Annotated in this window: 20 protein-coding genes; 7 read left to right on the top strand and 13 right to left on the bottom strand. The window is 58.3% G+C overall.

The window, feature by feature from the left end; translation table 11 throughout:
- Positions 1-163 precede the first annotated feature (163 nt).
- The 6 genes from MXF20_RS06740 to ssuD all read right to left on the bottom strand — a co-directional run bounded on the left by MXF20_RS06740 (position 164) and on the right by ssuD (position 6,812).
- The gene (locus MXF20_RS06740) at positions 164-1,039 is read right to left on the bottom strand and encodes a MetQ/NlpA family ABC transporter substrate-binding protein (protein ID WP_325968361.1); all 876 of its coding nucleotides are present in this window, start codon (positions 1,037-1,039) and stop codon (positions 164-166) included.
- On the bottom strand, positions 1,036-1,734 hold the full coding sequence (locus MXF20_RS06735) for a methionine ABC transporter permease (protein ID WP_325968359.1): 699 nt from the start codon (positions 1,732-1,734) through the stop codon (positions 1,036-1,038). The genes MXF20_RS06740 and MXF20_RS06735 overlap by 4 nt, the downstream gene beginning before the upstream one ends.
- Positions 1,731-2,750 (bottom strand): methionine ABC transporter ATP-binding protein, encoded by a 1,020-nt coding sequence (locus MXF20_RS06730; protein ID WP_325968358.1) that lies wholly within the window; start codon positions 2,748-2,750, stop codon positions 1,731-1,733. The genes MXF20_RS06735 and MXF20_RS06730 overlap by 4 nt, the downstream gene beginning before the upstream one ends.
- On the bottom strand, positions 2,747-4,141 hold the full coding sequence (locus MXF20_RS06725; RefSeq protein WP_325968357.1) for an LLM class flavin-dependent oxidoreductase: 1,395 nt from the start codon (positions 4,139-4,141) through the stop codon (positions 2,747-2,749). Before MXF20_RS06725 ends, MXF20_RS06730 begins: the two co-directional genes overlap by 4 nt.
- Positions 4,142-4,215: 74 nt before the next feature.
- Complete coding sequence (locus MXF20_RS06720; protein ID WP_325968356.1) at positions 4,216-5,622, bottom strand: FAD/NAD(P)-binding protein; 1,407 nt, start codon at positions 5,620-5,622, stop codon at positions 4,216-4,218.
- Between the two features lie 14 nt (positions 5,623-5,636).
- Entirely contained in the window at positions 5,637-6,812 is a 1,176-nt protein-coding gene (ssuD, locus tag MXF20_RS06715) for an FMNH2-dependent alkanesulfonate monooxygenase (RefSeq protein ID WP_325968355.1), read from the bottom strand.
- Between the two features lie 271 nt (positions 6,813-7,083).
- On the opposite strand from ssuD, the gene MXF20_RS06710 reads away from it, so the two are divergent.
- Positions 7,084-9,015 carry an aliphatic sulfonate ABC transporter substrate-binding protein gene (locus MXF20_RS06710; protein WP_325968354.1) on the top strand — a complete coding sequence of 644 codons (1,932 nt, stop codon included), beginning with the start codon at positions 7,084-7,086 and terminating at the stop codon, positions 9,013-9,015.
- A 505-nt stretch (positions 9,016-9,520) separates the two neighbouring features.
- On the opposite strand, the gene MXF20_RS06705 is transcribed toward MXF20_RS06710, so the two are convergent.
- The 3 genes from MXF20_RS06705 to MXF20_RS06695 form a co-directional block, all read right to left on the bottom strand.
- A complete protein-coding gene (locus tag MXF20_RS06705; protein ID WP_325968353.1) occupies positions 9,521-10,492 on the bottom strand; it encodes a ParB family protein in 972 nt (323 codons plus the stop codon).
- A 7-nt stretch (positions 10,493-10,499) separates the two neighbouring features.
- On the bottom strand, positions 10,500-11,699 hold the full coding sequence (locus MXF20_RS06700; protein ID WP_325968352.1) for an AAA family ATPase: 1,200 nt from the start codon (positions 11,697-11,699) through the stop codon (positions 10,500-10,502).
- A 1,841-nt stretch (positions 11,700-13,540) separates the two neighbouring features.
- Positions 13,541-14,470 (bottom strand): RepB family plasmid replication initiator protein, encoded by a 930-nt coding sequence (locus MXF20_RS06695; RefSeq protein ID WP_021508802.1) that lies wholly within the window; start codon positions 14,468-14,470, stop codon positions 13,541-13,543.
- Positions 14,471-14,950: 480 nt separating this feature from the next.
- Here MXF20_RS06695 and MXF20_RS06690 point away from each other — a divergent pair, with 480 nt between their 5' ends.
- Both MXF20_RS06690 and MXF20_RS06685 read left to right on the top strand, forming a co-directional pair.
- On the top strand, positions 14,951-16,327 hold the full coding sequence (locus MXF20_RS06690) for an aldehyde dehydrogenase family protein (RefSeq protein ID WP_325968351.1): 1,377 nt from the start codon (positions 14,951-14,953) through the stop codon (positions 16,325-16,327).
- A 53-nt stretch (positions 16,328-16,380) separates the two neighbouring features.
- The gene (locus MXF20_RS06685; protein WP_325968349.1) at positions 16,381-16,965 is read left to right on the top strand and encodes a nucleotidyltransferase family protein; all 585 of its coding nucleotides are present in this window, start codon (positions 16,381-16,383) and stop codon (positions 16,963-16,965) included.
- Positions 16,966-16,985: 20 nt separating this feature from the next.
- Here the strand turns inward: MXF20_RS06685 and MXF20_RS06680 are convergent, their stop codons facing one another.
- The 4 genes from MXF20_RS06680 to MXF20_RS06665 form a co-directional block, all read right to left on the bottom strand.
- Positions 16,986-20,552, bottom strand: coding sequence for a molybdopterin cofactor-binding domain-containing protein (locus MXF20_RS06680; RefSeq protein ID WP_325968348.1), 3,567 nt, complete (start codon positions 20,550-20,552; stop codon positions 16,986-16,988).
- Entirely contained in the window at positions 20,549-21,076 is a 528-nt protein-coding gene (locus tag MXF20_RS06675) for a (2Fe-2S)-binding protein (RefSeq protein WP_418936842.1), read from the bottom strand. Before MXF20_RS06675 ends, MXF20_RS06680 begins: the two co-directional genes overlap by 4 nt.
- A gap of 43 nt (positions 21,077-21,119) precedes the next feature.
- Positions 21,120-21,581 (bottom strand): MarR family winged helix-turn-helix transcriptional regulator, encoded by a 462-nt coding sequence (locus tag MXF20_RS06670; RefSeq protein ID WP_325968347.1) that lies wholly within the window; start codon positions 21,579-21,581, stop codon positions 21,120-21,122.
- A gap of 78 nt (positions 21,582-21,659) precedes the next feature.
- Positions 21,660-22,712 carry a 2,5-dihydroxypyridine 5,6-dioxygenase gene (locus tag MXF20_RS06665; protein ID WP_021508808.1) on the bottom strand — a complete coding sequence of 351 codons (1,053 nt, stop codon included), beginning with the start codon at positions 22,710-22,712 and terminating at the stop codon, positions 21,660-21,662.
- A gap of 322 nt (positions 22,713-23,034) precedes the next feature.
- Here MXF20_RS06665 and MXF20_RS06660 point away from each other — a divergent pair, with 322 nt between their 5' ends.
- From MXF20_RS06660 to MXF20_RS06645, 4 genes are read left to right on the top strand one after another with little or no spacing between them, the layout of a single operon-like run.
- The gene (locus tag MXF20_RS06660) at positions 23,035-24,183 is read left to right on the top strand and encodes an FAD-dependent monooxygenase (RefSeq protein ID WP_325968345.1); all 1,149 of its coding nucleotides are present in this window, start codon (positions 23,035-23,037) and stop codon (positions 24,181-24,183) included.
- Complete coding sequence (locus MXF20_RS06655; RefSeq protein ID WP_325968344.1) at positions 24,180-25,001, top strand: alpha/beta hydrolase; 822 nt, start codon at positions 24,180-24,182, stop codon at positions 24,999-25,001. The genes MXF20_RS06660 and MXF20_RS06655 overlap by 4 nt, the downstream gene beginning before the upstream one ends.
- Positions 25,002-25,048: 47 nt before the next feature.
- Positions 25,049-25,750, top strand: a complete 702-nt coding sequence (locus tag MXF20_RS06650) for an Asp/Glu racemase (RefSeq protein ID WP_325968495.1) — start codon at positions 25,049-25,051, stop codon at positions 25,748-25,750.
- 9 nt (positions 25,751-25,759) lie between these two features.
- Complete coding sequence (locus MXF20_RS06645; protein WP_325968343.1) at positions 25,760-26,398, top strand: isochorismatase family protein; 639 nt, start codon at positions 25,760-25,762, stop codon at positions 26,396-26,398.
- Positions 26,399-26,477: the final 79 nt, after the last annotated feature.

Here is a 26,477-nt window from a genome sequence, read left to right as displayed (position 1 = left end):
TCTGTTTTTGTTGTGCAGGTGAGGTGGTTATAAGCGCTTTATGCAGGCAACCAAAGCAACAATATTTGCTATTAATTACAATATAATCAATAAGATAATAAAGACACCAACACTCAAACCCGGACGCGCCATGCGGGTCCGGGTAAAGGATTACGCGGTAAAGTTATTCAGCAGAAACCGGCACCAGCACGCCTTTGACCAGCGGGTCATCGGTGGTTTTTAGCCACTGCTGCACGCGCGGATCGGCAAATGCCTGTCTGAGTTTGACGATGTTCTCCTGCTCCAGGTAAGGCGTACCGATCACCAGCTGCGAGGCAAAGGTGCGCGGCGCGGGCGGGAACAGAATACCTTTGTCACGCGGGACTTTACCGGCGTCAAATTGCGACACATAACCAATTGCCGCATCCACCGAATTGAGCGCCCGTGGCATGGTCAGTAGATCCAGCTCTTTAAACACGAAATCGTGCGGATTGCCGACAATGTTTTTCAGTTTGGCGGTGCGCGGTTCTACCGTCGGATCGAGGGTGATCAGCCCCTGTCGCGCCAGCAGCCAGAGCGCCTGGCCCTGATTCGCCCCATCGTCAGGCACCACAATGGTTGCGCCCTGCGGTAAATCCGCGACTGAGCGGTAGCGATTGGAGTAGATACCAAACGCCCACTGGAACAGCGGCAGGCTGGAAGTGAGCTGGAAGCCGTTAGCATCGACCACCTGCTTCAGCCACCACTGATGCTGATAGACCGTCGCAGCGTACTGCCCTTCTGCTACCGCACGGTCCGCCTGCACCGGGTCCTGCACACCGACCGCCTCCAGCTTCAGGCCGTAATCCGGCGCGATATGCTCACCCACATAGTCAATCAGCTTCTGTTCGCCAGCCATTGCCGGCTCATAATGCACTTTCAGCGTGGTACCAAACACCACCGCCTGCGGCTGCTGGCTGCGCCACAACCAGCCTGCGGCGGCCAGCAAAATGACCACTATAATCAGCAGCAGCCACGGCCAGCGGCGTGTTTTACGTAACTCAAATTCTTGTGTTGTCATAATGATGTCCCCTGAGGATGGCGCAAGGCCGCAACCAGCCGGTCGCCGAAAAATTGAATGGTCTGAATCAGTGCAATCAGCACTACGATGGTGGCGATCATGATGTGGTTATCAAAGCGCTGATAGCCGTACACCACCGCCAGATAGCCAATGCCGCCGGCGCCAATGGTGCCGGCAATCGCCGAGTACTCAATCATGGAGATCAGGTTAAGCGTGATGGCTGCGACGATCGCCGGCAGCGCTTCACTCAGTTGGGCGGAGCGGATGATCTGCCAGCGCGAACCGCCGCATACCAGCCCCACCGCGGTGACCTCAGCGGGCAACTCACGTAGCGCGTTATCGACCAGGAGGCCAAAGAACGGAATGCCAGCGGCGATCATCGGTACTACCGCCGCCGGAATGCCGATGGTGGTGCCGGTCAGCCAGAAGGTAAACGGGATGATGGCCGCCATTAGCACTAGGAACGGTAGCGAGCGCCCCATATTGACAATCCAGCTCAGCACGCGCTGTACGCCGGGCTGCGGAAACAGACCACGCGGCGAGGTGTTAAACAGCACCACGCCGACCACGCCACCAAGGCTCACTACAAACAGCATCACGATACCGACCATCAGTGCGGTTTCGCCCAGTGCCGGCAGCATCAGTCCAGGAATCTCCGGCCAGGGCGTATCCTGGCTTATTACCGATACGCTCATACCGCCTCCCGAAACGGCTGCACGTTGGCAGACACGCTGGCCGCCAGGCCATACTGCTCCAGCTGCGTCAGCAGCCGTGCCAGCGGCACCTGCTCCTGCTGAAAATGAATTCCTACCTGCAGTCGTCCGGCCTGCACGCCATTGACCCGCTCAACGTGTGCGCCCAGCAGGTCCACGCGTACAGCAAACTGCTGGCTGAGGCGCGAAATCCAGTCGCTGGTCACCGTGATATCGGTGCGATAGCTCAGCTGCAGCACCAGCCCGGCATCACTGGCTGAGGCTGTTAGTGGCAGCAGTCGCTGGCCCAGCGCGCTATCCGGCTGTGCCAGCAGCGCCCTGACCGCGCCATACTGCACAATCTCACCATCGCGAATCTCGGCAACCGCATCCGCCGCCTGACGTACCGCATCCATCTCATGGGTGATCAGTACAATCGCCAGCCGGTAGTCGTCGCGCAGCTTTTTCAGCAGTTCGAGGATGGTGACCGTCGCTTCCGGATCGAGGCCAGAGGTGGCTTCGTCGGCCAGCAGCACCGTCGGACGCAGCGCCAGCGCGCGAGCAATACCGATGCGCTGCCGCTGCCCACCGGAGAGCTGTGCGGGCAAGGCGCTGGCTTTGTGGCTCAGCCCAACGCTCTCCAGCAGCTCGCCGACGCGGGCGTGGATATCGCGCTCGACCACCCCCAGATAGCGCAGCGGCAACGCGATATTTTCCCAGGCCGTTTTACGCTGCAGCAGTGCCGAAGACTGAAACACCGTACCGATTGCGCGACGCGCACGACGCAGTGCTTCGCCATCCAGCCGGGATAAATCGCTGCCGTTGACGCTAATGCTGCCGCCACTGGGCTGCTCCAGCAGGCTGATGCATTTGGCCAGCGTAGATTTTCCGGCACCGCTCGGTCCGACCACCGCGGTGATGCTGGCTTCCGGCACCTGCAGCGTGATGTTTTTCAGCACGTCGGTGACGCGACCGTCCGGCGCACGGTAGTGCTTACTCAGCCGTTCGATTTCGATCATATGACCTCCTGCTGCTGTGCGCTGCGTACACGATAGCCGGCACCCGGATGAGGCGCGCTGAGCTGCGGCCCGGCGGCAAACAGCTTTTCGCGTAGCGTGCCCGCCGCGTAATCCTGCTTGTAAACGCCGCGCTTTTGCAGCTCCGGAATCAGCAGCTCAACCACATCCTCAAAGGTTTCATGGGTCAGCGCGTAAGCGAGGTTAAAACCATCCACGTCGGTCTCCTCTACCCAGCTCTGCAGCTCATCCGCCACCGTTGCGGCACTGCCCACCAGCAACGGACCAAAACCGCCGATGCCGACCCAATCCGCCAGCGCTTTCACCGTCCACTGACGGTCGGGATCGGCGGTGGAGAAGGTTTCAACCGCTGACTGAATGGCGTTGGTGTGCAGGTATTTCAGCACCTGGTCCGGCTGATATTGTCCAAAGTCGATGCCGGTCCAGCCGGAGACCAGCGCCAGCGCGCCTTCGTAGCTGACCCAGCTTTTATATTCCTGCCACTTCGCCTGCGCCGCCCGATCGGTTTCACCGACAATCACCGTCTGCAGGTTGAAGATCAAAATACTGCGCGGATCGCGACCGGCTTCGGCCGCGCGACGACGGATATCGGCCACGGTTTTCTTCAACAGCACTTTGGACGGCGCGGCGACAAACACACATTCAGCATGCTCAGCCGCAAACTGTTTGCCACGGCTGGATGCCCCGGCCTGATACAGCACCGGCGTACGCTGCGGCGAAGGCTCGCACAGATGAATCCCCGGCACGTTAAAGAAGGTACCCTGATGGTTGATTGGATGGATTTTGCCGGGATCGCTGAAAATACGACGCTGACGATCGCGCAGCACCGCATCCTGCTCCCAGCTGCCTTCCAGCAGTTTGTACACCACCTGCAGATACTCATCGGCATAGTCATAGCGGCTGTCGTGATCCGTCTGCGCCTGGTGGCCAATGTTGCGCGCGCCGCTCTCCAGATAGGAGGTAACAATGTTCCAGCCTATGCGGCCTTTGGTCAGATGATCGAGCGTCGACAAACGGCGCGCGAACGGATAAGGATGCTCAAATGACAGCGAGGCGGTTAAGCCGAAACCGAGGTGCTCAGTGACCAGCGCCATCGGCGTGATGAGTGCCAGCGGATCGTTCACCGGCACCTGCGTGGCCTGGCGGATCGCCGCGTCACCGTTGCCGTTCAGCACATCGTAAATGCCGAGCACGTCGGCGATGAACAGGCCATCAAACTTGCCGCGTTCTAACAGACGCGCCAAATCGACCCAGTATTCGAGATCTTTATACTGCCAGGAGCGATCGCGGGGATGCGCCCAGAGTCCGGGCGACTGGTGACCGACACAGTTCATATCAAAGGCATTGAGGCGTATTTCGCGTTGCGATGGCATAGCAATCTCCATAGCGAGGCCGTGATCGTGCAGCGACCCGGCGTTCGTCAGTTAATTTTCAGGATGTTGAGCGTTCAGGATGCGGAGCGGGGACATCGCTCAGCATGAGCGATTTGCAATGCAGAAAGGATTTCATGCGCCACGGCAGCAGCGTGATCGGCCACCTGCGGCAAGCCCATCAGCTCGCCAAAGCGGGCGCGCGCCGCCGGGCCGACGACAAACAGACGTGTACTGGCCTGCCCCTGAGCATTAAGAGTGCGCGAGTGGCTATCGACATCAATACCGAAGCCGAGCGCATCGGCGCGGATCAGGCCCTGCTCACTGAGCGATTGCAGCAGCGGCTGGCTGGTCGTCAGCGCTGCGTGTCCCGGTCCGGTCGTGACAATCAGTTTATCCAGCAGCCGGGTGTGCGTTGTGCCGTCGCGCTGGCGCAGGGTGATTTCCAGTTGCTGCGCGTGGCTGCGTATCGTTTCCAGCCGGGCGGCCAGCACCTGCAGTGTGCCCTGCTGCTGTCGCTGCGCGATGACGGCGGCGACCTGCGGGGCAATGCGATAACGGTGCACATCCCACCATGAACGCAGATGACGCGCAAAGCGCTGCTGTTCACGCAGCGGAAGTGACTGCCAGATGGCTTGTCCCTGCACACGCACCTCATCAAGCACACGCTGCCACGGCAGCTGCTGCGCGGCGGCGCGAGCGACTTCACCACGGATATGATGCAGCCAGCGGCGCGCGCTGGGCTGAGGTTGCGCGGCCAGTGACCATTCCGGCCATTCGCCGCTGAGATTGGGGCGTGATAGCTGTCCGCGCCGTGAGAACGCCAGCAGCGGACCGCGATGCTGACGCGTCGCCAGCGAAGCGACCACGTCAGCCATGCTCAGGCCGGTGCCGACAATCGCTACCGATGCGTCAGGCTCAACGTTATCCAGCACGCCTGGCTGCCACGGGTTGGCAATCAGCGCCGGATGGTTAGCCAGCGGCTGTAAGCGGCGCGGCAGCGACGGCGGCGGATGGCTGATGGCCAGCGCCAGCACATCGCCAGTCAGCGTTTCTCCGTTGCTCAGTAACAGCTGCTGGCCTGACCATGACAGCGCACGCGCCTGAACGTGGCGCAGGCTAACATGCGGATGTGCCTCAGCAGCGGCGGCAAACTGCTTAGCCAGATAGCGGCCAAACAGCGCACGCTGCGGATACACCGCGCCATCTGCACAGTGCGCTGCTGAATCCAGTGAACATTCCGGCTGCTGACGGTACCAGCGATCAAACGCGCCCTGCTCTTCTCCGCTGAGCTGCATACGCGCGGCCGGCACGTTGATACGGTGCGCCGGTTCCGATGTTGAATAGGCAACGCCGGCGCCGAGACTGGCACGCGGTTCGACCACTGTAATCAGTAGCGGTGCGCGTGACGTGCGGGCAAGATGAATCGCCAGCGCCGTACCGCTGAAACCGCCACCAACAATAATGATGCGTGCTGTTGCCATCGCCCTCTCCTGCATCAGCTGGCGCTCGCCTGTTTCGCCACCGGGCGCTTATCACTGCCGATGGTTTCACCAAATGGACCGGTATTGATAGCGCGGGCGCGCTGCTGATGACCGTGTGCCAGTGGTAATAACGGTAGCAGCAATTCCGCCACCCGGTGCGCCTCTTCCAGATGGGGATAGCCCGACAGGATGAAGTTGGTCACACCCAATGCCTGATATTCACGGATGCGCTCAGCAACCTGTTGCGGACTGCCCACCAGCGCGGTGCCCGCACCGCCGCGCACCAGCCCGACGCCCGCCCACAGATTGGGCGCAATATAGAGATTATCGCGGGAACCGTTGTGCAATGCGCTCATGCGCGCCTGCCCGGCTGAATCCATGCGGGCAAAAATCTTCTGCGCCTGGGCGATGGTCTCATCGTCCAGATGCGCTATCAGTTTGTCTGCCGCCGCTCTGGCTTCCTCTTCGGTTTCGCGGACAATCACATGCAGACGGATACCGTATTCCAGTTTACGCCCGCGTGACTCAGCGCGCTCGCGCACGACCGCCAGTTTTTCCGCCACCTGTGCCGGCGGTTCTCCCCAGGTGAGATAGGTATCAATCTGCTGCGCCGCCACGTCGATGGCCGCCTCTGACGAGCCGCCAAAGTAGAGCGGTGGACCGTTTTCCTGCACCGCTGGAAACAGCACCTCCGCGCCCTCGACCTGAATATGCTCGCCCTGGTAATCCACTTTTTCACCGCGCATCAATCGGCTGTAGACATCCAGGAACTCGCGCGTGACTTCATAACGTTCACTGTGGTTGAGGAAGATGCCGTCACCTTTGTTCTCCACCGGATCGCCGCCGGTAACCACGTTAATCAGCAGACGACCTTCGGACAGGCGATCCAGCGTGGTGGCCATACGCGCTGCCAGCGTCGGTGGCTGCAGGCCCGGACGCACGGCGACCAAATAGCGCAACCGGCGCGTCATGGGTGCCAGCGCGGAAGCAACCAGCCACGAATCCTCACAGCTTTTACCCGTTGGAATAAGGACGCCGTAGAAGCCCAGATTATCGGCTGCCAGCGCGACCTGCTGTAAATAGGCTAAATCAACCGGCCGCCCACCTTCAGTGGTGCCAAGGTATCGGCCATCGCCGTGCGTCGGCAGGAACCAAAAGACATTGATGCTCTCGTGCGCAGATTCAGCCATTATGCTTTTCCTATATAACTTTATGAGAAAACGGTCATTTTAAACTTTCCATTTGGTTATATAGCCTCTAGCGAAAAGCGTGCCAGCTTTCCGGTGACTGCAGTGTGTGAATTTTCAGTCAGTTAGCTCTGAAGCAGGGCGCAGCGCTGTTGCATTCGCGACGCTGTCCCGACAGCATTTGCTGCATATGCAACTGCTTATGCATTTTTCCTGCTGTTGTTTATCGGCTGCGATGTTTAGCGTGATGGAAATGCTCACTGGAATCTTCATTATGCTGACACCTTACAATCAACCCGAATCACCTCGTCTGGTCGACCCGGCATCGCTGGCTTTCCAGTCGCTACTCGATAAATTCGCCCCTACCGATGCCACGGTGCTGATCGTGGGCGAGACCGGCACCGGCAAGGAAGTGGTCGCGCGTTATCTGCATCATCACAGCCCACGCCGGCATGCCCCTTTTCTCGCGGTCAACTGCGGCGCCCTGACGGAAAGCCTGGCAGAAGCCGAGCTGTTTGGGCATGAAAAAGGGGCGTTCACTGGCGCAACACAGGCGCATCCTGGCTGGTTTGAAGCGGCGCAGGGCGGCACGCTGTTGCTGGATGAGATCGGCGAACTGAGCCTGCCGCTACAGGTCAAGCTGCTGCGCGTGCTGCAGGAACGAGAAATCACCCGCGTAGGCTCGCGCAAGGCGATAAAAGTTGATGTCCGCGTGATTGCCGCAACCCATGTCGACCTCGCGCAGGCGATTCGCGAACGGCACTTTCGCGAAGATCTGTTTTATCGTCTTAATATCGCCGTGGTTCCCCTGCCACCGCTGCGCCAGCGCCGTGAAGATATCCCACTGCTGGCGCAGCACTTCCTCGCGCTGTATGCACGCCGCCTCGGCCGTCCGGCGCGTCGCCTGTCGCCTGAGGCGCTGGAAGCCCTGCGCAACTACAGCTGGCCGGGGAATATCCGTGAGCTGGAGAATACGCTGCACAATGCGGTGCTGCTCAGTCGCGATGAAACGTTAACGCCGGCGCAGTTGCGTCTGGCGGGCTACAGCGACCGCGCATTCAGTGATGACGATGACTCTACGCTGGACAGCTTCCTGCGCCAGCAAATCGTCAGCGAACCTCAGCAGCTGTTTGATCGCGTCATACATAGCCTGATCGGTAATGCCCTGGAGATGGCAGATAATAATCAAACCCAGGCCGCCGCGCTGCTCGGCATCAGCCGTCACACGCTGCGCACCCATCTGGCCCATCGCGGTGTGATCAAAGGCCGGCGCAAATCTCCCCTCAAATCATTGCCGCACGGCGACGACAACATCCGCCCGGAAAGGGAGTTGCGCATTGGCTATCAGAAGTTTGGCAACCTTGGCGTATTGAAAGCACGTCAGAGTCTGGAACAGTGCTTCGAACAGCAGGGCATCAGCGTATTATGGAGTGAATTTCCGGCTGGTCCTCAGTTGCTGTATGCGCTGCAAAACAACGAGATTGATTTTGGCACCACCGGTGAGGTGCCGCCCATTTTCGCTCAGGCCAGCGGGAGTGCGGTGAGGTATATTGCCTGGGAGCCGCCGGCGCCAGGCAGTGTGGGTATGGTTGTGCCGCACGACAGCGCGATTCACAGTCTGGCAGATTTACGCGGTAAGCGTATTTCAGTCAACAAGGGGTCGAACGTTCACTGGCTGTTGTTACAGCTGCTGGAAGAAGCTGGCATTGGTCTGGACGAAATCAAAGTGGTCTATGCGCCGCCGAAATATCCCCTGACCGCCAGTGATTATCTCGCCGTCGATGCGTGGATGATGTGGGATCCCTTACTCAGCGCCGCAGAAAGTCACCCTGATTTGCGTGTATTAGAGAAGGGCGAAGGCCGGGTGCGTAATCATCAGTTTTATCTGGCACGCCACGATTACGCACAGCAGCATGATGATATTGTGCAGCAGTTGGTGGTTTGCCTGCAGCAAACTGGCACCTTTATCGATACCCATCGTCATGAAGCCGCCGCGTTGCTGGCTCAGGAACTGGGACTGGAATACGCTGCGGTGGCACGCGCGCTGTCCCGCCGCAGCCATCAGACACGGGCGATGGCGTTTCATGTCATTAAAGAACAGCAGGCCATCGCTGACCGCTTTTATGCGCTGGGGTTGATTAATAAGCCCGTGCGCGTGCGCGATGCGGTGTGGCAATCTACTGCGCAGCTGGCGCTGATGGCGTGAACCCCGCATTTAAAGTTATCCACGTTTTCTGTGGATAACATCCTGAATATCGTCTGGCTAAATTCACGATAATCTGATGAGTGCATAGAAATCCAGGACAATAGCCGGGCGATTTCAGCCTGAAATTCTCTCCATTAAATATCTATAATCATAGAGTTAGCGATGAAATCGCCATGGCGAACCCTATCGATTTCAGGCTGCATTTCAGCGCTAGCCTGAAGACCAAACACCATTGTTGCTTTCGCGCACAGCTGAGGCAAATTTATTCACAGTCTGAACTAACGGGCTGGGATTCAGCTACAACCCGACTGGTTGATGGCGATTTCAGCCTGAAATTCTGCGCGAGGTTAATGTGAATTCATGCACTTAGCGCTGAAATCGGCCTGGCGAACGGTAAAACGGCGACGAATGTCAGGTGGGGGAAGTAAACTCTGTAGCAGCACAGTTGACGATAGACGGTATTGTGCTGCTACAGAGATCTGACGCAGGAAGAGTGAAAGGCCTGCTACTGGTTGAGATATTTGTTCAGCGTCTCGGTGATGACGCGATCCAGTTCTTCCTGCAGCTCTTTCGACTGGCGATTGAATTCGTAGCTGAACATACGTCCTCGCGTTTTTTTGCGGGCGTAGCGGTCTTTATCGGCGAAGGTCCACAGCGGCGTGGCAACCACTTTATCTTTTGCCGGTGCCTGCATCAGCGTCTGGCTGCCATTGCGCACCAGTCGCAGAATACCGTTCTTGACTTCATCTTCTGCCAGCCCATCTCGCGCGCAGACGCTGTCCACATCCATGCCGATGGTTTCAATCAGCGCATCCACCGACTGCCCGGTCTCCTGCAGCTTTTCATAAGCCTGCAGCAGCGTTTTGTAATCGGGATAGGTCAGCTCTGAATGATTGGGAAATAACGTCACCAGTTCCAGCGGCACGCTGGCGGCCTGCAACGCACGCGTGACTTTTGCCTGAGACAGCCCTTCACTCTGCGCGATTTCCTTCTGCGACAGGCCGCTGTCCTTCAGCGACATCAGGCGCATGCCCACTTCACGCAGATTGTGTTCACGGGCAGTCTGAATATCCTGCGCCAGACGACGGGCTTCATCGGCAGAGATAGCTACCTCAGTCACCAAAACATCCAGCCCGCTTTTACAGTGCAGTGCCGCCGCACGACGACGTGAGCCATCAAGAATCTCAATCCGATCGCCACGCTTTACGCCTATGGCCGGGAAAAACTGCTGCAGTTTGATGGTGCGGATGATATCGCGCAGCGACTCGGGCGTCAGACCGGATTGATCGCGACCGTTGGTTTCCATCACCACGTACGTTCTTTCTTCAATCTGTTTCGCCGGAATGTGCTCCAGCATAAACAGGGCGCGTTTGCCGGTGGAGAGGATAAAGGTTTGTGAGTGACCCTCCTCGCTGGGTTCATTCTGTAACGGGCTCTGGCTGAAGGTTCGGCCAATAGTGATTCTTTTTGCGCTCATAGTAACCTCAGTTCAGGCGAATAAATTCAATACGATCGAATACGGCTTTGGCAAAATCCTCTGCCGCCGAACGCGCGTTTTTCAGGGCTTCGCTGCTGCCGACATACGTTGACGGGTTGGCAGAGATAACCGTGTCGAACGATTCACCGCAGCGCTCAAATCCATCCAGTCGCGGCAGTGCGGCATCGAGCATATCGCCGCCAAATATTTCTTTCGCCAGGCTGTGACACATCTTGTGGTCCGCCTTATTGGACAGCTTCGACATAAAACCAATGTTGCCCTGCAGGCGGCAGGTGGCACCGGATTCTTCAATAATGTCGATAAGCTCCGGCAGGCGCGTCAGATACTTCAGCGTTGAGTGGAAGTCGACCTGAGCCGGCGGCACCGGCGTCATCAGCAAATCGGACGCGGCGATGGCGTTTTTCAGGAAGGCGTCCAGATGCGGACCGCTATCAATAAAAATGAAGTCGTAGTCTTTTTTCAGCTTCGCCACGACGTTTTCATACAGCACCGCATGGACGTTTTGCTGCGGCAGATGCTCCGCACATAACTCTTCCCAGCGCGAAGCAATAAAAGCGTCATCGATTGAGGCGGGCAGTACGTCAACGCCAGGAATAATCGACGGCACGATAAATTCGCTTTTCAGCTCTTCGCGGCTGACATTTTGCAGCATCGCCTGTGCCGCTGTGGCCTCCACCAGACCAACTGAACGTTCATGATTCAGGAACATGGTGGCAGAGGACTGCGGATCGAGATCGATAACCAGGATGCGCAAGTCTTCAAACAGCAGATGCGGATGCGCGCGCAGTGCATGCGCCAGCGAAACAGTCGAAACAGTTTTGGAAACGCCGCCTTTGAGGTTACCGACGAACAGCGTGAACGCTTCGGAGTGGCGGTCGCGGTATTTTGGTACGCCACGATGGTGATAGATATCGATGATGTTTTGAATCGACATCGCATACTTGGTCGAGCTGCCCGCCGCGCGCTTATCAAACGGATAGCCGTTTTCTTCCATCTCATTGACCGCATAATCGACGCTGGCGCGCGTCAATTTAGGCAGCTTGGCCAGCGCCGCTTTGGCGTAAACCTGATAAAAGGTATTCTCGTGCAGCTCTTCTTTTTGCGCCTGAATCTGCTCGGTCAGGCTCATCAGCATTCTTTCTGAGCGTTGAGCGACTTTCAGAACTTGCTTCTCGTCGTTAGCCATACTTGCTCCACACATGTAGGATTTATGACTTTATACCGAAATCCTGCACATGAGGCAAATCTATCTCATCTGTTCATCATCGGCACGCGTTACAAAAAGGCCTTTTGCGTGAGGGGCTTAATGCAGAGATTCACTGCATTCAGTAAGTCGAATTGTCTGAATGATAATCAACTGGTGAAAATGTGATCGGCGTGCCGTCTGCGAAAGCGCGACATTCACTGTAATCAGTGGTCGTGTCCTGCAGGTAAATGGAAAGGTTGCGGTCACAGTTTGCGCATAGTAATCCTCAGGTCACGCTGCTGGTGTTCACTGTAATCAGCAACTCGACGTTGTTGTTGATCACTGTTCACTGTATTCAGCGTCACATTCACTGTAATCAGCAGCGTTGAAGAAGGATTCACTGTAATCAGTAAACCTATGGGTCAGCCAGATAACGCGTCAAAGCAGGGCAGGTAAGGGAAGAAGCGGTTGAAAGATTCACTGTAGTCAGTAAACCCATGAGTTTTGCAGCGCAACACGGCTAACGTTCACTGTAGTCAGTAGAGCGTCTCCTGATCAACGTTGCGTAGCTTAACGTCGCCGTGGCGGATTAGGGCTTTGCAGCCATCCGTTCCGGCGGACAAACCGTTAGCGCAGAGCATTGCTGGCGTTTGCGGTTTGGCACTACAAGCAATACGTATAGCAGCAGCGGTATAAGTGGTCCTGAGTGGCCGCAACGCGGTAAACGCCTGCCAGCCAACGGTCACCATCCCGCATAAGATTCACTGTAATCAGTAAGCCTGCACCTCATCACACCTGCCATTCACTGTAGTCAGTAAACTACGTAACCCCTTTCGTCAATGTTCACTGTAATCAGTAATGTGATCGCTGTCAGATAATGGTAATGACAATTTCCGGCTGTTCGCTGAGCAACATTCACTGTAATCAGCACTAAAAACGACCTGGTTGCACAGTGATTGAGCTGCCCGATAAAGCATTCACTGTAATCAGCACAGACGCGATTCGCTTCTGCGCGGGTATTCAAAATCGCAGGTGCGGGGCAGGGAAGGGCGATCGACTAAAACATTCACTGCAATCAGTAACCGATACCGCTCTATACCGTCTGGTAAAGCCGGATCATCACAGGCTCGTTCACTGTAATCAGCGCCCACCGGCTGCGCCTTATGACCTCTGGTGTTCACTGTAGTCAGCATTCGTCATTCAAAGATCGCTCCGTCAGCCTCTGGACGGCAGGCGGAGAAGCATCCGCGATGTTCACTGTAATCAGCAGTTGCGCGGGCTTAAGCGCAGCCAAAGAACAGAGCTGCGGGCGTTCACTGTAATCAGTAAATCACGGCAGGCATTCACTGTAATCAGTGCGTGTGACCAACCCTGTCACTTTTACTGGTTGTTTTCACAGCATAATTACTGATTACAGTGGGCACTTACTCGTTCAACTATTATTAAGCTTATTAATCATGCAATTAGGTAACAACGTTCACTACAATCAGTTCTGCTAGGCCGTCTGATATTCACTATAGTCAGCAAGACCACGTGGCAGACAGAACATTCACTGTAATCAGCCAGCCGCTGCTCTGGCGGGGAATTAAATACGATTTATACCCACCTGGTAAGTACCCACTATCGTTACAGGTGGCATAAAGTGGGAAAACGGGTAGCGTAGCGATACAGGGCGCAAAGCGGGAACGTAAGCTATTACTGATTGCAGTGAACGTTACCGATTACAGTGAACAACAGCGGCTGTACTGATTACAGTGAACGAAGAGAATGCTGCCGTGTCACTTTTGCAGCTCAGTGACACGGCGGGAAGAGGGCTTACTGATTACAGTGAATGGGGGAAATCAGTCTTCAAAATCGAGGTCTTCAAGCGAATCGATACTTTCGAGATTGCTGATGCCATCGAGTTTCGGCGTGCGACTGTGGATGATGAAAAACACCGAACGGCCGCGTTTCACTTCGGAATAGTCGAGGTAGCCGATCTCTTTCAGTTGCTCCATGGCGCGTCGCACCACATGGTTTTGCGTGGTGGTTTTTGAACCGAGATTGAGGCGCATCCGCAAGCGCGCCAGCGAAATCGGCGCCGGGTTAGTCGGCAGACTTTCCAGATACGTATACAGCGCCTGCGCCGACTCCTTACGCTTGAGGCGCGAAATAGCCCGCAGCTGCAACAGCACCTTGTGGTCGAAGTTATACAGCTCAAACAGCTTAGGATCGGCCTGAATGCGCACCAGATCTTTCTCACGATCGTAGTAAGCCGACTGCACCAGATGCGTGTGGTAGGCTTTACCATTCCCCTCAAACGACAGGGTATTGGTCGCGATACGTCGCAGCGAGGCGTCAAGACGCTTACGCAGTGCTGCGGACGAGTTGGCTGAAGGAATACCGCACATCTTGACGAAGTCGATAAACGGCAGCGTGACGGTGTCGCCCTTCGACGGATAACGCGAGAAAGACTGAATGATGCCGGCCCAGGTTTTGAAATCATTATCCATATCCAGCCGTGCGCCGGTGATGGTAATCTTTTCATAGCCTTCCGCTTTCACCAGCGACAGGTTCTTAAGTTCTTTGGTGGCATCAGTTGAAGCCATGGCGCCGGATTTGCCGCGAGCCGTCGACTTCAGGGTAGGAACAAACAGACCCAGGCGCATCAACGCGACCGGTTGTACGGTGTTATTTTTATTGGGATGAAGCTGAATAACTTCACCGCTGTTTTTTGTCACCGACAGAAAAGGTTCAAGTAACGCCTTGTTTTCACTCTCTTTATCTGCCATAGCCTGAGATCTTCATTCTGTGGATGAAAAGGATCGGTATCTGATTACAGTGAACATTAACACTGTTTATAGTGAACATTCTACTGTCTATAGTGAATAAAGTACTGACTATAGTGGATACTTTACTGATTATAGTGAACACGATCACCTTCTCAGCCCTTGTCTGGTGCGGCCTGCCGCAATCGGGGATCTCTTAGGATCTCTTTTAGATCTCTTTATGATCTTTCTTTAAGATCTAATCACTGTATAAGTGAATAACCCGTTGAGACGACTCACGCTGATAAGCGTAACCTGCAGAAAATTCGCTTACGTCGATGAATCCTCATGTGACGCTAGAAACTGAAAATCTTCAGGGCAGTTCACTCCCTCAATTCATTTCAGGTGAACAACTTGCTCTCATCTATTCATTTTTCATCACCTGATAGCTGGCGTAAGGTAGATCCCAATCTGATCAACCCGATTATCTGACGAAGGCATCTTATGACTGAGCACGTTATTTCACGTAATCCCACCAGCGGCGAAATCATTGGTACGTATCCACTGCAAAATGCCGCTGAACTGGAAACAGCGTTACAGCAGAGCGCCAGCGCCTTTGCGCAGTGGCGTAACACAGAGATGGCACAGCGCGTGAAGGTGCTGCGTCAGCTGGGTGAACAGCTGCGCCAGCGTCAGGATCATCTGGCCACGCTCGCTACGCTGGAAATGGGTAAGCCGATTGCCCAGGCGCGCGCCGAAGTCCTGAAATGCGCCAGCCTGTGTGACTGGTACGCTGAACACGGACCGGCGATGCTGGCGGATCAGCCCACGCTGGTGGAAAACCAGCAGGCATGGCAATCCTTCCGTCCACTCGGTGTGATCCTGGCGGTGATGCCATGGAATTTTCCTTACTGGCAGGTTCTGCGCGGCGCGGTCAGTATGCTGCTGGCTGGCAACACCTACCTGCTGAAACACGCTCCGAGCGTCATGGGTTGCGCTTACCTGATGGAAGAGCTGTTTGCCGCAACCGATCTACCGCGCGGCGCATTTAACGTGATCAACGTGGATAACGACGGTGTCTCTGCCGCTATCAACGATCCACGCGTTGCGGCCATCGCCGTGACCGGCAGCGTGCGCGCAGGTGGCGCGATCGCGGCGCAGGCCGGTGCGGTATTGAAAAAAACCGTGCTGGAACTGGGCGGCGCAGATCCTTTTATCGTGCTGGCCGATGCCGATCTGGATGCAGCTGTGGCCTCAGCGGTCGCAGGACGCTACCAGAACAGCGGACAGGTGTGTATGGCGGCCAAGCGCTTCATCATTGAAGAAAGCATCGCAGACGCCTTTGAGGCGCGTTTCAGCGCAGCCGTGCAGGCGCTGAAAGTCGGCGATCCATTGCTGGAAGAGACCTATATCGGTCCGATGGCACGCTACGACCTGCGCGATGAACTGGATCATCAGGTGCAGGAAACGCTGCAGCAGGGTGCTCGTCTGGTACTGGGCGGCCATAAGATCGACGGCGTTGGCAACTATTATGCGCCGACCATCCTCGCGGACGTCACGCCAGCGATGACGGCTTTTCGCCAGGAGATCTTTGGACCGGTTGCGGCGATCAGCGTGGCTCGCGATGCGCAACATGCGCTGCAACTGGCAAATGACAGCGAGTTTGGCTTGAGCGCCACCGTGTGGAGCGGTAATGAAGCGCTGGCCCAGCAACTGGCGGAGCAACTGGAAACCGGCGCGGTGTTTATCAACGGCAACGGTGCCTCGGATCCGCGCGTCGCTATCGGTGGCGTGAAGAAAAGCGGCTATGGCCGCGAACTCTCCAGCTTCGGTGTTCACGAGTTCTGTAACATCCAGACGGTGTGGAAAAACCGTCGCTAACCACACCGGGGCGCGCGATACTGTGCGCCCCGATTTCCGGAAGCCATCCTAAAATGCAGACGCCAGGCATTCTCATCCTTGCTGCCGGTCTTGGCAGCCGTTTTCGTCAGGCCGGCGGTACCGGACACAAACTGCTGGCACCGTATCCTGATGATAATGGCGTGCCTCAGCCGCTGCTGAAGCTGACGCTGCAGCAGGCGCAGCGCAGCGGTTTGCCACTTCTGCTTGTGCACCGACCGGACGATCACCCCCTTCAGCAGCTGGCACAGCAGTGCGGTGTGGCGAGCTGCTCTATTGCCAGCGCCGGCAGCGGTGAAAGCATTGCCGCTGGCGTGCGGGCCACCGCGCACTGGCATGGCTGGCTGATACTGCCGGGCGATATGGCGTGGGTGAGGGCGGAGGATCATCAACGTGTGGCACAGGCGCTGCGCCAGGGCGCGCCACAGGTGCGGCTCAGCTGGCAAAACCAGCCGGGCCATCCGGTGGGATTTGCCGCGCACTATGGCGCGGCGCTCGGTCAGCTGCAGGGCGATAGCGGTGCCCGCGCGCTGCTCGACCCGGCGATGCTCATCACCTTACAGGCCCATCAGGGCACGATCCGCGACGCGGATCTGCCACGATCCGGCGAGCGCCGCTAACCGGTATCGTGCCGCCTCAGTCAGTGGCTGCCGGGATTCGCGCGCACCTGCGCCACCTTTTCAGTCAGATTTTGCCACGCCGGTTCATCAGGCGCGTAGCGCTGGCGCAGCCAGGCGGCGATATCAGCAACCTGCTTATCCGACAAACTGGCCGCAAAACCGGGCATATAACCGAGTGCATCGGTTGCCGGTTTGTCGATACCGTGCAATACCACCTGCAGCAGATTATCGGGCGTTGCGCTGGTCACGCTGCTGCTGTTGGCCATTGACGGGCTGACGCCGAACAGCTGCGGTCCGCCCTCGCTGGCGCTGTGACAGGCCTGACAGGCGCCTTTAAACAGCCGTTCCCCCGCGGCAGTGTTCCATGCCGGTTTTGCCGCCGGCGCCGCGACAGGGCGCGCAGCCTGACCATTAATATCCGCCAGATAACTGGCCATCGCGCGCACATCGGCTTCCGGCAGGGTGGCGAGATGGCTTACCACCGGTGCCATCGGTCCGGCGGCAACGCCGTGCTGCGCATCGTAACCACTGCGCAGATAGTTATACAGCGACTGCGCCGTCCACGGCTGCGGGGCTTTACTCAGCTGGTTAAGTGCGGGCGCTTCCCAGCCGTCGACCCAGCCACCGGCGAGGAAATTGTCCCCGCTTTTTTCCGCGCCCATCAGGTTGCGCGGCGAGTGGCAGGCGCCGCAGTGTCCGGCTCCGTTCACCAGATAGGCACCGCGATTCCATTCGGCGTTTTTGCGGGGGTCAGGCTGATATTCGCCGCGCCCGAGGTAAAGCGCGTTCCAGCCCGCCATCAGGAAACGCAGGTTATAGGGAAAGCGCATCTGGTTTTCTGCTGGTGCCTGTTGTACCGCCGGTTGTGACATCAGCCAGGCATACAGTGCCTGCATATCGCCTTCGCTCAGCTGACGAAAGCTGGTGTAGGGAAACGCCGGATAGAGATGATGGCCGTCGCGGCTGATGCCCTGGCGCATGGCGCGATCGAAGGCGTTGAATGACCAGCTGCCAATGCCGGTCTGTTTATCCGGCGTGATGTTGGTGGTGTAGAGCGTGCCAAACGGCGTCTCCATCTTCAGGCCGCCGGCATTGGTCGCGCCACCTTCCGTGGTGTGGCATACGGCGCAGTCACCGGCTGCGGCCACCTGACGGCCGCGTTCCAGCATTTCCGCCGACCAGCTTCCGGCAGCGGGGGGTGTCACAGGTGCAATCGGCGCGCGCCACGGCAGCGCGTTGATCGCCACGCCAGCGGCGAGACCGAGCAAGCCTGTCACGCCGCCCAGCGCCCATTTACGCCTGCGGCGACGAGCGGTTTGGGCCGGTGCCGCCAGCCGGGGCTCCGGCTGCGGATCGGGGCCGTTCAGCGCCTGACGCAGTTTGTCGGCGGTAATCGGCAGCTCGCGAAAGCGGATGCCGGTGGCATCAAATACTGCATTGGCGATGGCCGCGGCGCTGGGCACCGATGCAGATTCTCCTGCGCCGAGCGGCGGTTCGTGCGGGCGCGGCACCATCATTACGTCAATATCCGGCACTTCCGGAAACGTCAGGATCGGATAGCTGCCCCACTCCTGGCTGGCGATCAGGTTGCTTTCAATCGTCACCTGTTCTTTGAGCACCCGGCTGGTGGACTGAATGACATTGCCGTGTATCTGATGCTTAACCCCTTCCGGGTTGATCATCATGCCGGCATCATGGCCCACGGTGATGCGCGTAACGGCGATCTCGCCGCTCTGCTTATCAATCGCGACATCCGCGACCCAGGCAGCCCAGGCGGCACCGAAGCCGGGAAATTTGCTGTGAATGTAGCGGGCATAGGCAAAACCGCGCCCGCGCAGAATGCCGGGCTCGCTGGCCGTCTGCTGAATGGCGGTGCGCGGCGTCCAGTCCGCGCGCGCGGCGGTGGAGCGCATCAGCTCAGCGGCGCGATCGTCCTGAATGTAGCGCAGCCGGTACTCGACCGGATCGACGCCTGCCGCGTGCGCCAGCTCATCCATATAGGATTCATGGGCGAAGGTGTTGGGCAGGGCCGAAACGCCGCGCATCCACGAGGCGCGCACGATGGGCGCCATGTCCTCAATGGTGACGCGCAGATGGGGAAAATCGTAAGGCGGAATCGAGGTGCGATCGCCCATTTCATACGCCAGCGCCACCGGATCGACGCGGCCGGTCAGCAGCAGCGCAAGGGTAGGCGCGCCGTTGGATGGATAAGACGTCCTGAAATCATACACCTGCGGATTGCCCTGCGCGTCCAGCCCGCCGTCGACCTCCATCAGCTGCGCGGTGCCTTTTGGCTCCCAGACGTGCTCCTGCGCGCGCGTCAGCTGTACCCGTACCGGCTGGCCCACCGCGCGCGACAACAGCGCAGCATCGGCGGCCACGTCGTCAGCGCAGTTGCGACCGTAGCAACCGGCAGCTTCCATGCGGTTCACTTCAATCGTCTCTTCCGGCCTCTCCAGCAGCCATGCCAGATCGGCGCGCAGCAGGTGCGGATTCTGCGTACCACTCCACACCTGCAGCGAATCGGGCTGATAGTCGGCCACCGCGCAGGAAGGGCCAATCGACGCATGCAGCTGATAGGGCCAGACATAGCTGAGGGTGAAACGCTGCGCGACATTCGCCAGCGCGTCATCCACTGCACCGCTGTCATGCACCACGCGCGAGGTGCGGGGATTATCACGAATGGCCTGTTCGATATCGCGCAGGTCCGGCAGGCTGTGCTCCCACGGCTTCCAGCGCACTTTTAACGCATCCATCGCGGCGATGGCCTGCTCTTCGCGCTCGGCCACCACGCCAACAAAATCGGCGATCTGCACCACTTTCACAATGCCTTCGAGATGCGCGATCGAGCTCTCATCAATGCTCAGCAGTGAAGTGCCAACAAAGCTGCCGGTGTCATAACCTGCATACGGCGGACGGATCACCCGGCCGTGCAGCATGCCGGGCACACGCAGGTCATGCACCCAGGTCAGTTCGCCGGTGGCTTTGGCGGGAATATCCACCCGCGCCGAGCTGGTGCCGACTAAGCGATATTCACTGGCGGGTTTGAGTATCACCTGATGATCAATCGGCACGGTGCTGCGCTGCTGCTGCACCAGTTGCGCGAATGACAGTTGCACTCCGCTGGGGTGCTGCACGCAACCGCCGTCCAGCGTCAGGCTCCCGGCTGGCAGCTGCCAGCGTGCGGCGGCCTGCTGTAGCAGCCACTGGCGTGCCGTCGCGGCGGCTTTACGCAGCGGCACGGCAGAAATTTGCAACGTGGCGCTGGCGATGGTAGCGCCCTGGTTGGGCACGCGCAGCGTATCGCCCAGCACCATCTGCACCTGATCCATGCGCAGATTGAGCTCTTCGGCGACGATTTGCATCAGCGCGGTTTTCACCCCGGTGCCGAGGTCAACATGCCCGTTGAACGCCCAGACGTTGCCGGCCCCGTCGATAGCCAGAAACAGCGCCAGCTCTTTGGCCTTCAGCGTCGGGGTTTGTCCTTTGGGCACCAGCCCCGGCGGCGGCTGAATCTCATCGACAATCAACAGAACGTCGCTGGCTGCCAGCAACTGCTGCTGCGTGGGGACGTTAGCAGCACTCATGATGCCGCCTCCGCCTGTTGCAGGCACAACGTAATGGCGCGCTTCACTGCGCACAGGATCTCCTGATGGGTCCCGCAACGGCACAGGTTGCCGCTCAGTGCCAGACGTATCTGCCGCTCATCGGGGCAGGGCTGAGCACGCAGCAGCGCGGCGGTGGTCATGATCATACCGTTGAGGCAGTAACCGCATTGCGCCGCCTGCGCCTCAATAAACGCCTGCTGCACCGGATGCAGCGCATCGCGGTGGCCAAGACCTTCCAGCGTAGTGATGGCGCGCTGCCGCACGCCATAGGCCGGGATGACGCAGGCGCGCGCGGCAACGCCATCGATCAGCACGGTGCAGGCACCGCATTCACCCAGGCCGCAGCCATATTTTGGCCCGTTAAGCTGGAGTTGATTACGCAGCACCAGCAGCAGCGAGGTATCGCGGTAGCTGGTGACGGAATGAGTCGCGCCGTTAACCTCAAGGGCGTAATGGCGCATATGTGCAGGTGAAACCGGTGTGGCAGTCTGAGGTGCCAGCATTTTCATTATTAACCGCCTTACCGAGGCGGCTGAGCGCCCCGGATTATGGCTGGCTCGTATCGTCCAGCATTTTCTTCAGCAGATAAATCAGCGCGACCCGTTCGGCCGGATTCAGCTGCCCGTAAGTCATTTCGGTGATGCGCGTGGCGTTGTCAGTGGTGCTGTTGATCAGGCTGTGGCCCGCGTCGGTCAGCATCACAATCACTTTGCGTTTGTCGGTGGGATCGGGACCCAGACTGACCAGATCGCGCGCCTTCAGGCGCTCGACGACGCCGCGAATGGTGGCCTGATCGACGGCGGTATAGCGCACCAAATCGTTCTGTGCGCTCGGACCGCGATCGCGCAGCGCACAGAGGGTAATAAATTGCACCGCGGTGATCTGTGAATCACCAACGTGTTGCTGAAAAATCGCCGCGTGGCGTTGATAAACCTTGCGCAACAAATGGCCAACCTGCTCGGTATAGTCATAGCGCTGCTCTGCGCGCGGATCCTGCTGGTGCGACATGCCCTTATCCTTTTTCCCGGAAACTGTCAGGCAGTGTAATGCATTGTCACTGCGCTGACAGCCGTTCCCTGCGTACGATTAACGCGCGCGTGAGGCCTCCGGTGCCACCACTTCACCTTCCGCCACCACCAGCAGATCGTCTACTTTGATGTCGCAGCGGCGCAGGGCAATGTCCATGTGGCATGGCGTTTTACGCTTACCGCCCACTTCGGTGTTCGGTCCGGTCGAGAACAGGAAGTTGCCGTAAAAGGCGCGCGCGTCCATACACATGCCGTCGTTTTTGTCGTGTAACCCCATCGCGGTCCACTGCGCGCGCGGCTGCAGCCCCCAGCCGATGTGGGAAATGCCGTACACTTCCGGATCGTTGAAGTAGCGCATGTAATCACGCAGATACTCGGCTTCAAAGCCGCCGTGAATGCGGGTGACAAAGCCTTTCTCGATCTCCAGCGTGATGCGTTCGCGCGCGTAAGATTTAAACGGCAGCAGGATGTCACCCACGTCCAGCACTAGCACGCCTTCAGCCTGGTCTTCATTTGGCCAGGTAAACAGGAAGCCGCTCGGCCAGTGATCCCAGCGGCCCGGCTCGTCGGCATAGCCATATTCCGTCACCGTAGGATACTGACCGAGCGGGGCACGAAAATCACTGCCAGCCGGCGACTTCACCGTCATCATGCGCGCTTTTTCCAGCACTGCCGCCGCTGCCAGCACGCGCGACTTGTCCTCTTCGGTTGGCAACATTCGTGCCAACACTTCCGGCGGCTCAACCGCCAGCAAAATTCGCGTCCCGGTTTTCAGGATTTGCTCCTGCTCCGGCGAATGCAGCAGCATCATGGTATCGACGATCAGGTCCGCCGCTTCCAGCGCACGCTGCGCGGCAATGTTGCCGGTGAGCGCGGTATCACCGCAGTAGGCGGTCATGTCGTTGCCCATCGCCGTTGGGTGATTAAAGGCCGGCAGCTCGACGCAATACACCTTCGCGCCCAATCGTAGTGCAGCATCGGTGGCGGCCTGCACGGTACGTGCATCGGAATAGTGACTTTTCAGGATGGCGACGCTCTGGCTGGCATCGACTTTTGACAGCCGTAAAACCTGCTCGAACATCTGGCCTAACTGGCTCTGATTTACTGCCATACCGGTTTCCTCTCAGGGTTAGATGTCAGACAACCTGTTGCGCAAAACTTCAGCTATTTATAGCGAATACGCTGTATGTGTTTGTTATAGACGTGTTGCGAAGAACAGTGCAAGCATTTCTTTTTGACATAAGAAAAGCCTATTTAACCTTCTCATCAGGCTGTGATTAACATCATGTTATCGAGTTTTCACTGTAAATACGGTTGCTTTTAACAGTGTCATAACCTCAATAATTAAAGTGTATGCACTATAAATGAATCGTCGAATTTGATTGTTTATCCGCGTGCATACCTTCAAATCAGCGTCAGTGTGAGAGGAAAATATGAGCAATATGAAACGCATCGCGGTGATCGGGGCCGGGCTGGGCGGTCTTGCCGCTGGCTCGCTGTTACAGAAAGCGGGTTTTCATGTCACGGTCTACGAGCAAAGCCCGGCGTTCTCGCGTCTCGGCGCCGGGATCCACATGGGGCCAAACGTGCTCAAAGTGTTTCGCCGCATGGGGATTGAGCAGCAGCTGGAGGATCTGGCCTCGCATCCGGATTTCTGGTTCAGCCGCGACGGTGAAACCGGCGATTATTTGTCACGCATTCCGCTGGGTGCCCATGCGCGTAAAGAGTACGGCGCGGCTTATGTCACCGTGCACCGCGGTGATTTGCAGGCCATGCAGATGACCAGCCTGCAGCCGGGCAGCGTCCAGTTCGGCAAGTGCCTGAGCAGCGTCGAGGACAGCGGTAGCGATGTGGTGCTGCGTTTCCAGGATGGCAGCGAAGCGCGCGCGGATATCGTGATTGGCGCGGATGGCATCAACTCAAAGCTGCGTGAACATCTGCTGGGTGTGGAAGCGCCCACGTACAGCGGCTGGGTGGCACACCGTGCATTGATCCGCGGCGAACAGCTGCGCAAGTACAACCTCAGCTTTGAAGATTGCGTGAAGTGGTGGTCTGAAGATCGTCATCTGATGGTCTATTACACCACCAAAGCGCGCGACGAATATTATTATGTCTCCGGCGTGCCCCATCCGGCGTGGGACATCAAAGGCAGCTACGTCGATAGCAGCCAGCAGGAGATGCTGGAAACCTTTGGCCACTACCATCCGGTGGTACAGGCGCTGATCGAATGCAGCGAATCGGTGACCAAATGGCCGCTGCTCAACCGTCAGCCGCTGCCGGTATGGAGTGAAGGGCGCATTGTACTGCTGGGCGATGCCTGTCATCCGATGAAACCGCACATGGCGCAGGGCGCCGCGATGGCCATTGAAGATGCCGCCATGCTGACGCGCTGCCTGACGGAAACCGGTCTTGACGATTACCGCACCGCATTCCGGCTGTATGAAGCCAACCGCAAAGAACGCGCGTCGCGCGTGCAGGCAGTGTCCAACGCCAATACCTTCCTGCGCACTCAGGAAGATCCGGCGTGGGTATACGGTTATGACGTGTTTGCCTCACCGCTGAAAAGTGAGGTGACCTCATGAGCCGTTTCATGTACGGCGGCCAGGTGCAGGCCAACGGCATTCGCCAGCACTATTTACGCTACGGCGGCAGCGGGCCCGCGCTGATCCTCGTGCCGGGCATCACCAGTCCGGCAATCACCTGGGGTTTTGTGGCGGAGGTATTCGCGCAGCATTTCGATACCTGGGTACTGGACGTGCGCGGGCGCGGGCTCTCCAGCAGCGGTGAAGGGCTGGATTACGGCATGGAAAGTTGCGCCGATGACATCAACGCCTTCGCCGACGCGCTGGGGCTGACGCGCTATCATCTTGTCGGACACTCGATGGGCGCGCGCTTTATCATGCGCGCGGCGGTGAAACAGCCGGCCGGCGTGCTGTCGCTGTCGCTGATCGATCCGCCGGTTTCCGGTCCGGGCCGGCGTCTCTATCCCGGCCAGTGGCCGTGGTATGAAGATTCCATTCGCGATGCGCAGCGCGGCATGGACGCTGAAGCCATGAAGCAATACTGCCCGAGCTGGAGCGATGAACAGCGTCAGCTGCGCGCCGAGTGGCTGCACACCTGCTATACGCCGGCAATCCGTCGCGCCTACGACGATTTTCATCAGCTCGATATCCATCAATATTTCCCTCAGCTGCCGGCAAACACCCTGCTGATGGTGGCAGGCAAAGGCGGCGTCATTCAGGCGGAAGACGAAGCCGAAATCCGCGAGCTGCTGCCGACCATCGCGATCAGCCGGGTGGCCAGCGCCGGTCACATGATCCCATGGGATGATTTTCACGGCTTCTTTAATGCCTTTGGCACCTTCCTTGGCCCCTCACTGACTCCGGAGACGCAGCCATGACGCGTTCATATCGTATCGGCCAGATTGTGCCGAGTTCCAACATCACCATGGAAACCGAAATTCCCGCCATGCTGCAGGCGCGTCAGCTGATTCGCCCAGAGCGGTTTACCTTCCACTCCAGCCGTATGCGCATGAAGCACGTCAATAAAGACGAACTGGCGGCGATGGATAAAGAGTCCGATCGCTGTGCGCTGGAGCTGTCCGACGCGCGCGTTGACGTGCTTGGCTATGCCTGTCTGGTGGCGATCATGGCGATGGGGCCGGGCTATCATCGCCAGTCACAGCAGCGCCTGACGCAGGTCACGCGCGACAACGACGCGCTGGCACCGGTGATCACCAGTGCCGGCGCGCTGGTCGATGCGCTGCACATCATGGGCGCGAAGAAGATCGCGCTGGTGGCGCCTTACATGAAACCGCTGACCGAACTGGTGGTGGATTATATTCAGCGCGAAGGGATCGAAGTAAAGCAGTGGCGCGCGCTGGAGATTGCCGATAACCTCGCCGTCGCCCGGCACGATCCGGCCAATCTGCCGGGTATTGTGGCGGACATGGCGCTGGCCGATGTCGATGTGGTGGTGCTGTCAGCCTGCGTGCAGATGCCATCGCTGCCGGCGGTGGCAAAGGTGGAAGCGCAGACCGGCAAGCCGGTGATCACGGCGGCGATCGCCACCACGTACGCTTTGCTGAAAGCGCTGGAGCTGGAGCCGGTGGTGCCAGGCGCGGGCGCACTGTTGTCCGGTGCGTGGTAAGGAGAACTCATGAGCCAGAGTGTCAGTGATAACTACGCCGGTGTCTGGGGCAACCGCATCGGTTTTGGTCAGCGTCCGGCGCTGCTGATGATCGACTTTCTGCAGGGCTACACCACGCCGGGCGCCGCGCTGTATGCGCCCGGTGTGGTAGACGCCGTGGCTGCCGCGCAGGGCCTGCTGGCGGCGGCGCGGCAGTGCGCGATTCCGGTGATCCACACGCAGATTCGTTACCATCCGCAGCATCAGCAGGACGGTGGGATTTGGGTGCAGAAAGCACCGGTAATGCGTGACATGGTGGAGGGCAATCCGCTGGCCGCGTTTTGCCCGGCGGTACAGCCGCTCGCCGAAGAAGTGGTGATCGGTAAGCAATATGCCAGCGCCTTTTTTGGCACGTCTCTGGCATCAATGCTGGTGGCGCAGGGCATTGATACGCTGCTGATCGCCGGCTGTTCCACCAGCGGCTGCATTCGCGCCAGCGCGGTGGATGCGCTGCAGTATGGTTTTCGCGCCATGGTGGTGCGCGAATGCGTGGGCGATCGCCATGACGCGCCGCATCAGGCCAACTTGTTTGATATCGACAGTAAATATGGCGACGTGGTGAGCAAAGCTGCGGCGCTGGAGTATCTCGGGAAGTTCAGCGCCCGTTAAGGGCGCGTTTCACCTGCACGGAGTGCGCACAAACAGTCCGTTTCGGCTGCGGCTGAGACGCATAACAACATCTCCCCGA

Source organism: Pantoea dispersa (assembly GCF_035783935.1).
Taxonomy (GTDB): Bacteria; Pseudomonadota; Gammaproteobacteria; order Enterobacterales; family Enterobacteriaceae; genus Pantoea; species Pantoea dispersa_C.
The sequence above is the reverse complement of the archived record's forward strand: the minus strand, read 5'-3'. Positions and strand labels throughout refer to the sequence as shown.

Excerpts from the sequence above, each read along its gene's own strand:
- MXF20_RS06660 (WP_325968345.1), top strand. The coding sequence starts at position 23,035 with ATGAGCAATATGAAACGCATCGCGGTGATCGGGGCCGGGCTGGGCGGT.
- MXF20_RS06645 (WP_325968343.1), top strand. The coding sequence starts at position 25,760 with ATGAGCCAGAGTGTCAGTGATAACTACGCCGGTGTCTGGGGCAACCGC.
- MXF20_RS06735 (WP_325968359.1), bottom strand. The coding sequence starts at position 1,734 with ATGAGCGTATCGGTAATAAGCCAGGATACGCCCTGGCCGGAGATTCCT.
- MXF20_RS06655 (WP_325968344.1), top strand. The coding sequence starts at position 24,180 with ATGAGCCGTTTCATGTACGGCGGCCAGGTGCAGGCCAACGGCATTCGC.
- MXF20_RS06740 (WP_325968361.1), bottom strand. The coding sequence starts at position 1,039 with ATGACAACACAAGAATTTGAGTTACGTAAAACACGCCGCTGGCCGTGG.
- MXF20_RS06700 (WP_325968352.1), bottom strand. The coding sequence starts at position 11,699 with ATGGCTAACGACGAGAAGCAAGTTCTGAAAGTCGCTCAACGCTCAGAA.
- MXF20_RS06720 (WP_325968356.1), bottom strand. The coding sequence starts at position 5,622 with ATGGCAACAGCACGCATCATTATTGTTGGTGGCGGTTTCAGCGGTACG.
- MXF20_RS06730 (WP_325968358.1), bottom strand. The coding sequence starts at position 2,750 with ATGATCGAAATCGAACGGCTGAGTAAGCACTACCGTGCGCCGGACGGT.
- MXF20_RS06675 (WP_418936842.1), bottom strand. The coding sequence starts at position 21,076 with ATGCTGGCACCTCAGACTGCCACACCGGTTTCACCTGCACATATGCGC.
- MXF20_RS06685 (WP_325968349.1), top strand. The coding sequence starts at position 16,381 with ATGCAGACGCCAGGCATTCTCATCCTTGCTGCCGGTCTTGGCAGCCGT.
- ssuD (WP_325968355.1), bottom strand. The coding sequence starts at position 6,812 with ATGGCTGAATCTGCGCACGAGAGCATCAATGTCTTTTGGTTCCTGCCG.
- MXF20_RS06665 (WP_021508808.1), bottom strand. The coding sequence starts at position 22,712 with ATGGCAGTAAATCAGAGCCAGTTAGGCCAGATGTTCGAGCAGGTTTTA.
- MXF20_RS06650 (WP_325968495.1), top strand. The coding sequence starts at position 25,049 with ATGGAAACCGAAATTCCCGCCATGCTGCAGGCGCGTCAGCTGATTCGC.
- MXF20_RS06670 (WP_325968347.1), bottom strand. The coding sequence starts at position 21,581 with ATGTCGCACCAGCAGGATCCGCGCGCAGAGCAGCGCTATGACTATACC.
- MXF20_RS06725 (WP_325968357.1), bottom strand. The coding sequence starts at position 4,141 with ATGCCATCGCAACGCGAAATACGCCTCAATGCCTTTGATATGAACTGT.
- MXF20_RS06690 (WP_325968351.1), top strand. The coding sequence starts at position 14,951 with ATGACTGAGCACGTTATTTCACGTAATCCCACCAGCGGCGAAATCATT.
- MXF20_RS06695 (WP_021508802.1), bottom strand. The coding sequence starts at position 14,470 with ATGGCAGATAAAGAGAGTGAAAACAAGGCGTTACTTGAACCTTTTCTG.
- MXF20_RS06705 (WP_325968353.1), bottom strand. The coding sequence starts at position 10,492 with ATGAGCGCAAAAAGAATCACTATTGGCCGAACCTTCAGCCAGAGCCCG.
- MXF20_RS06710 (WP_325968354.1), top strand. The coding sequence starts at position 7,084 with ATGCTGACACCTTACAATCAACCCGAATCACCTCGTCTGGTCGACCCG.
- MXF20_RS06680 (WP_325968348.1), bottom strand. The coding sequence starts at position 20,552 with ATGAGTGCTGCTAACGTCCCCACGCAGCAGCAGTTGCTGGCAGCCAGC.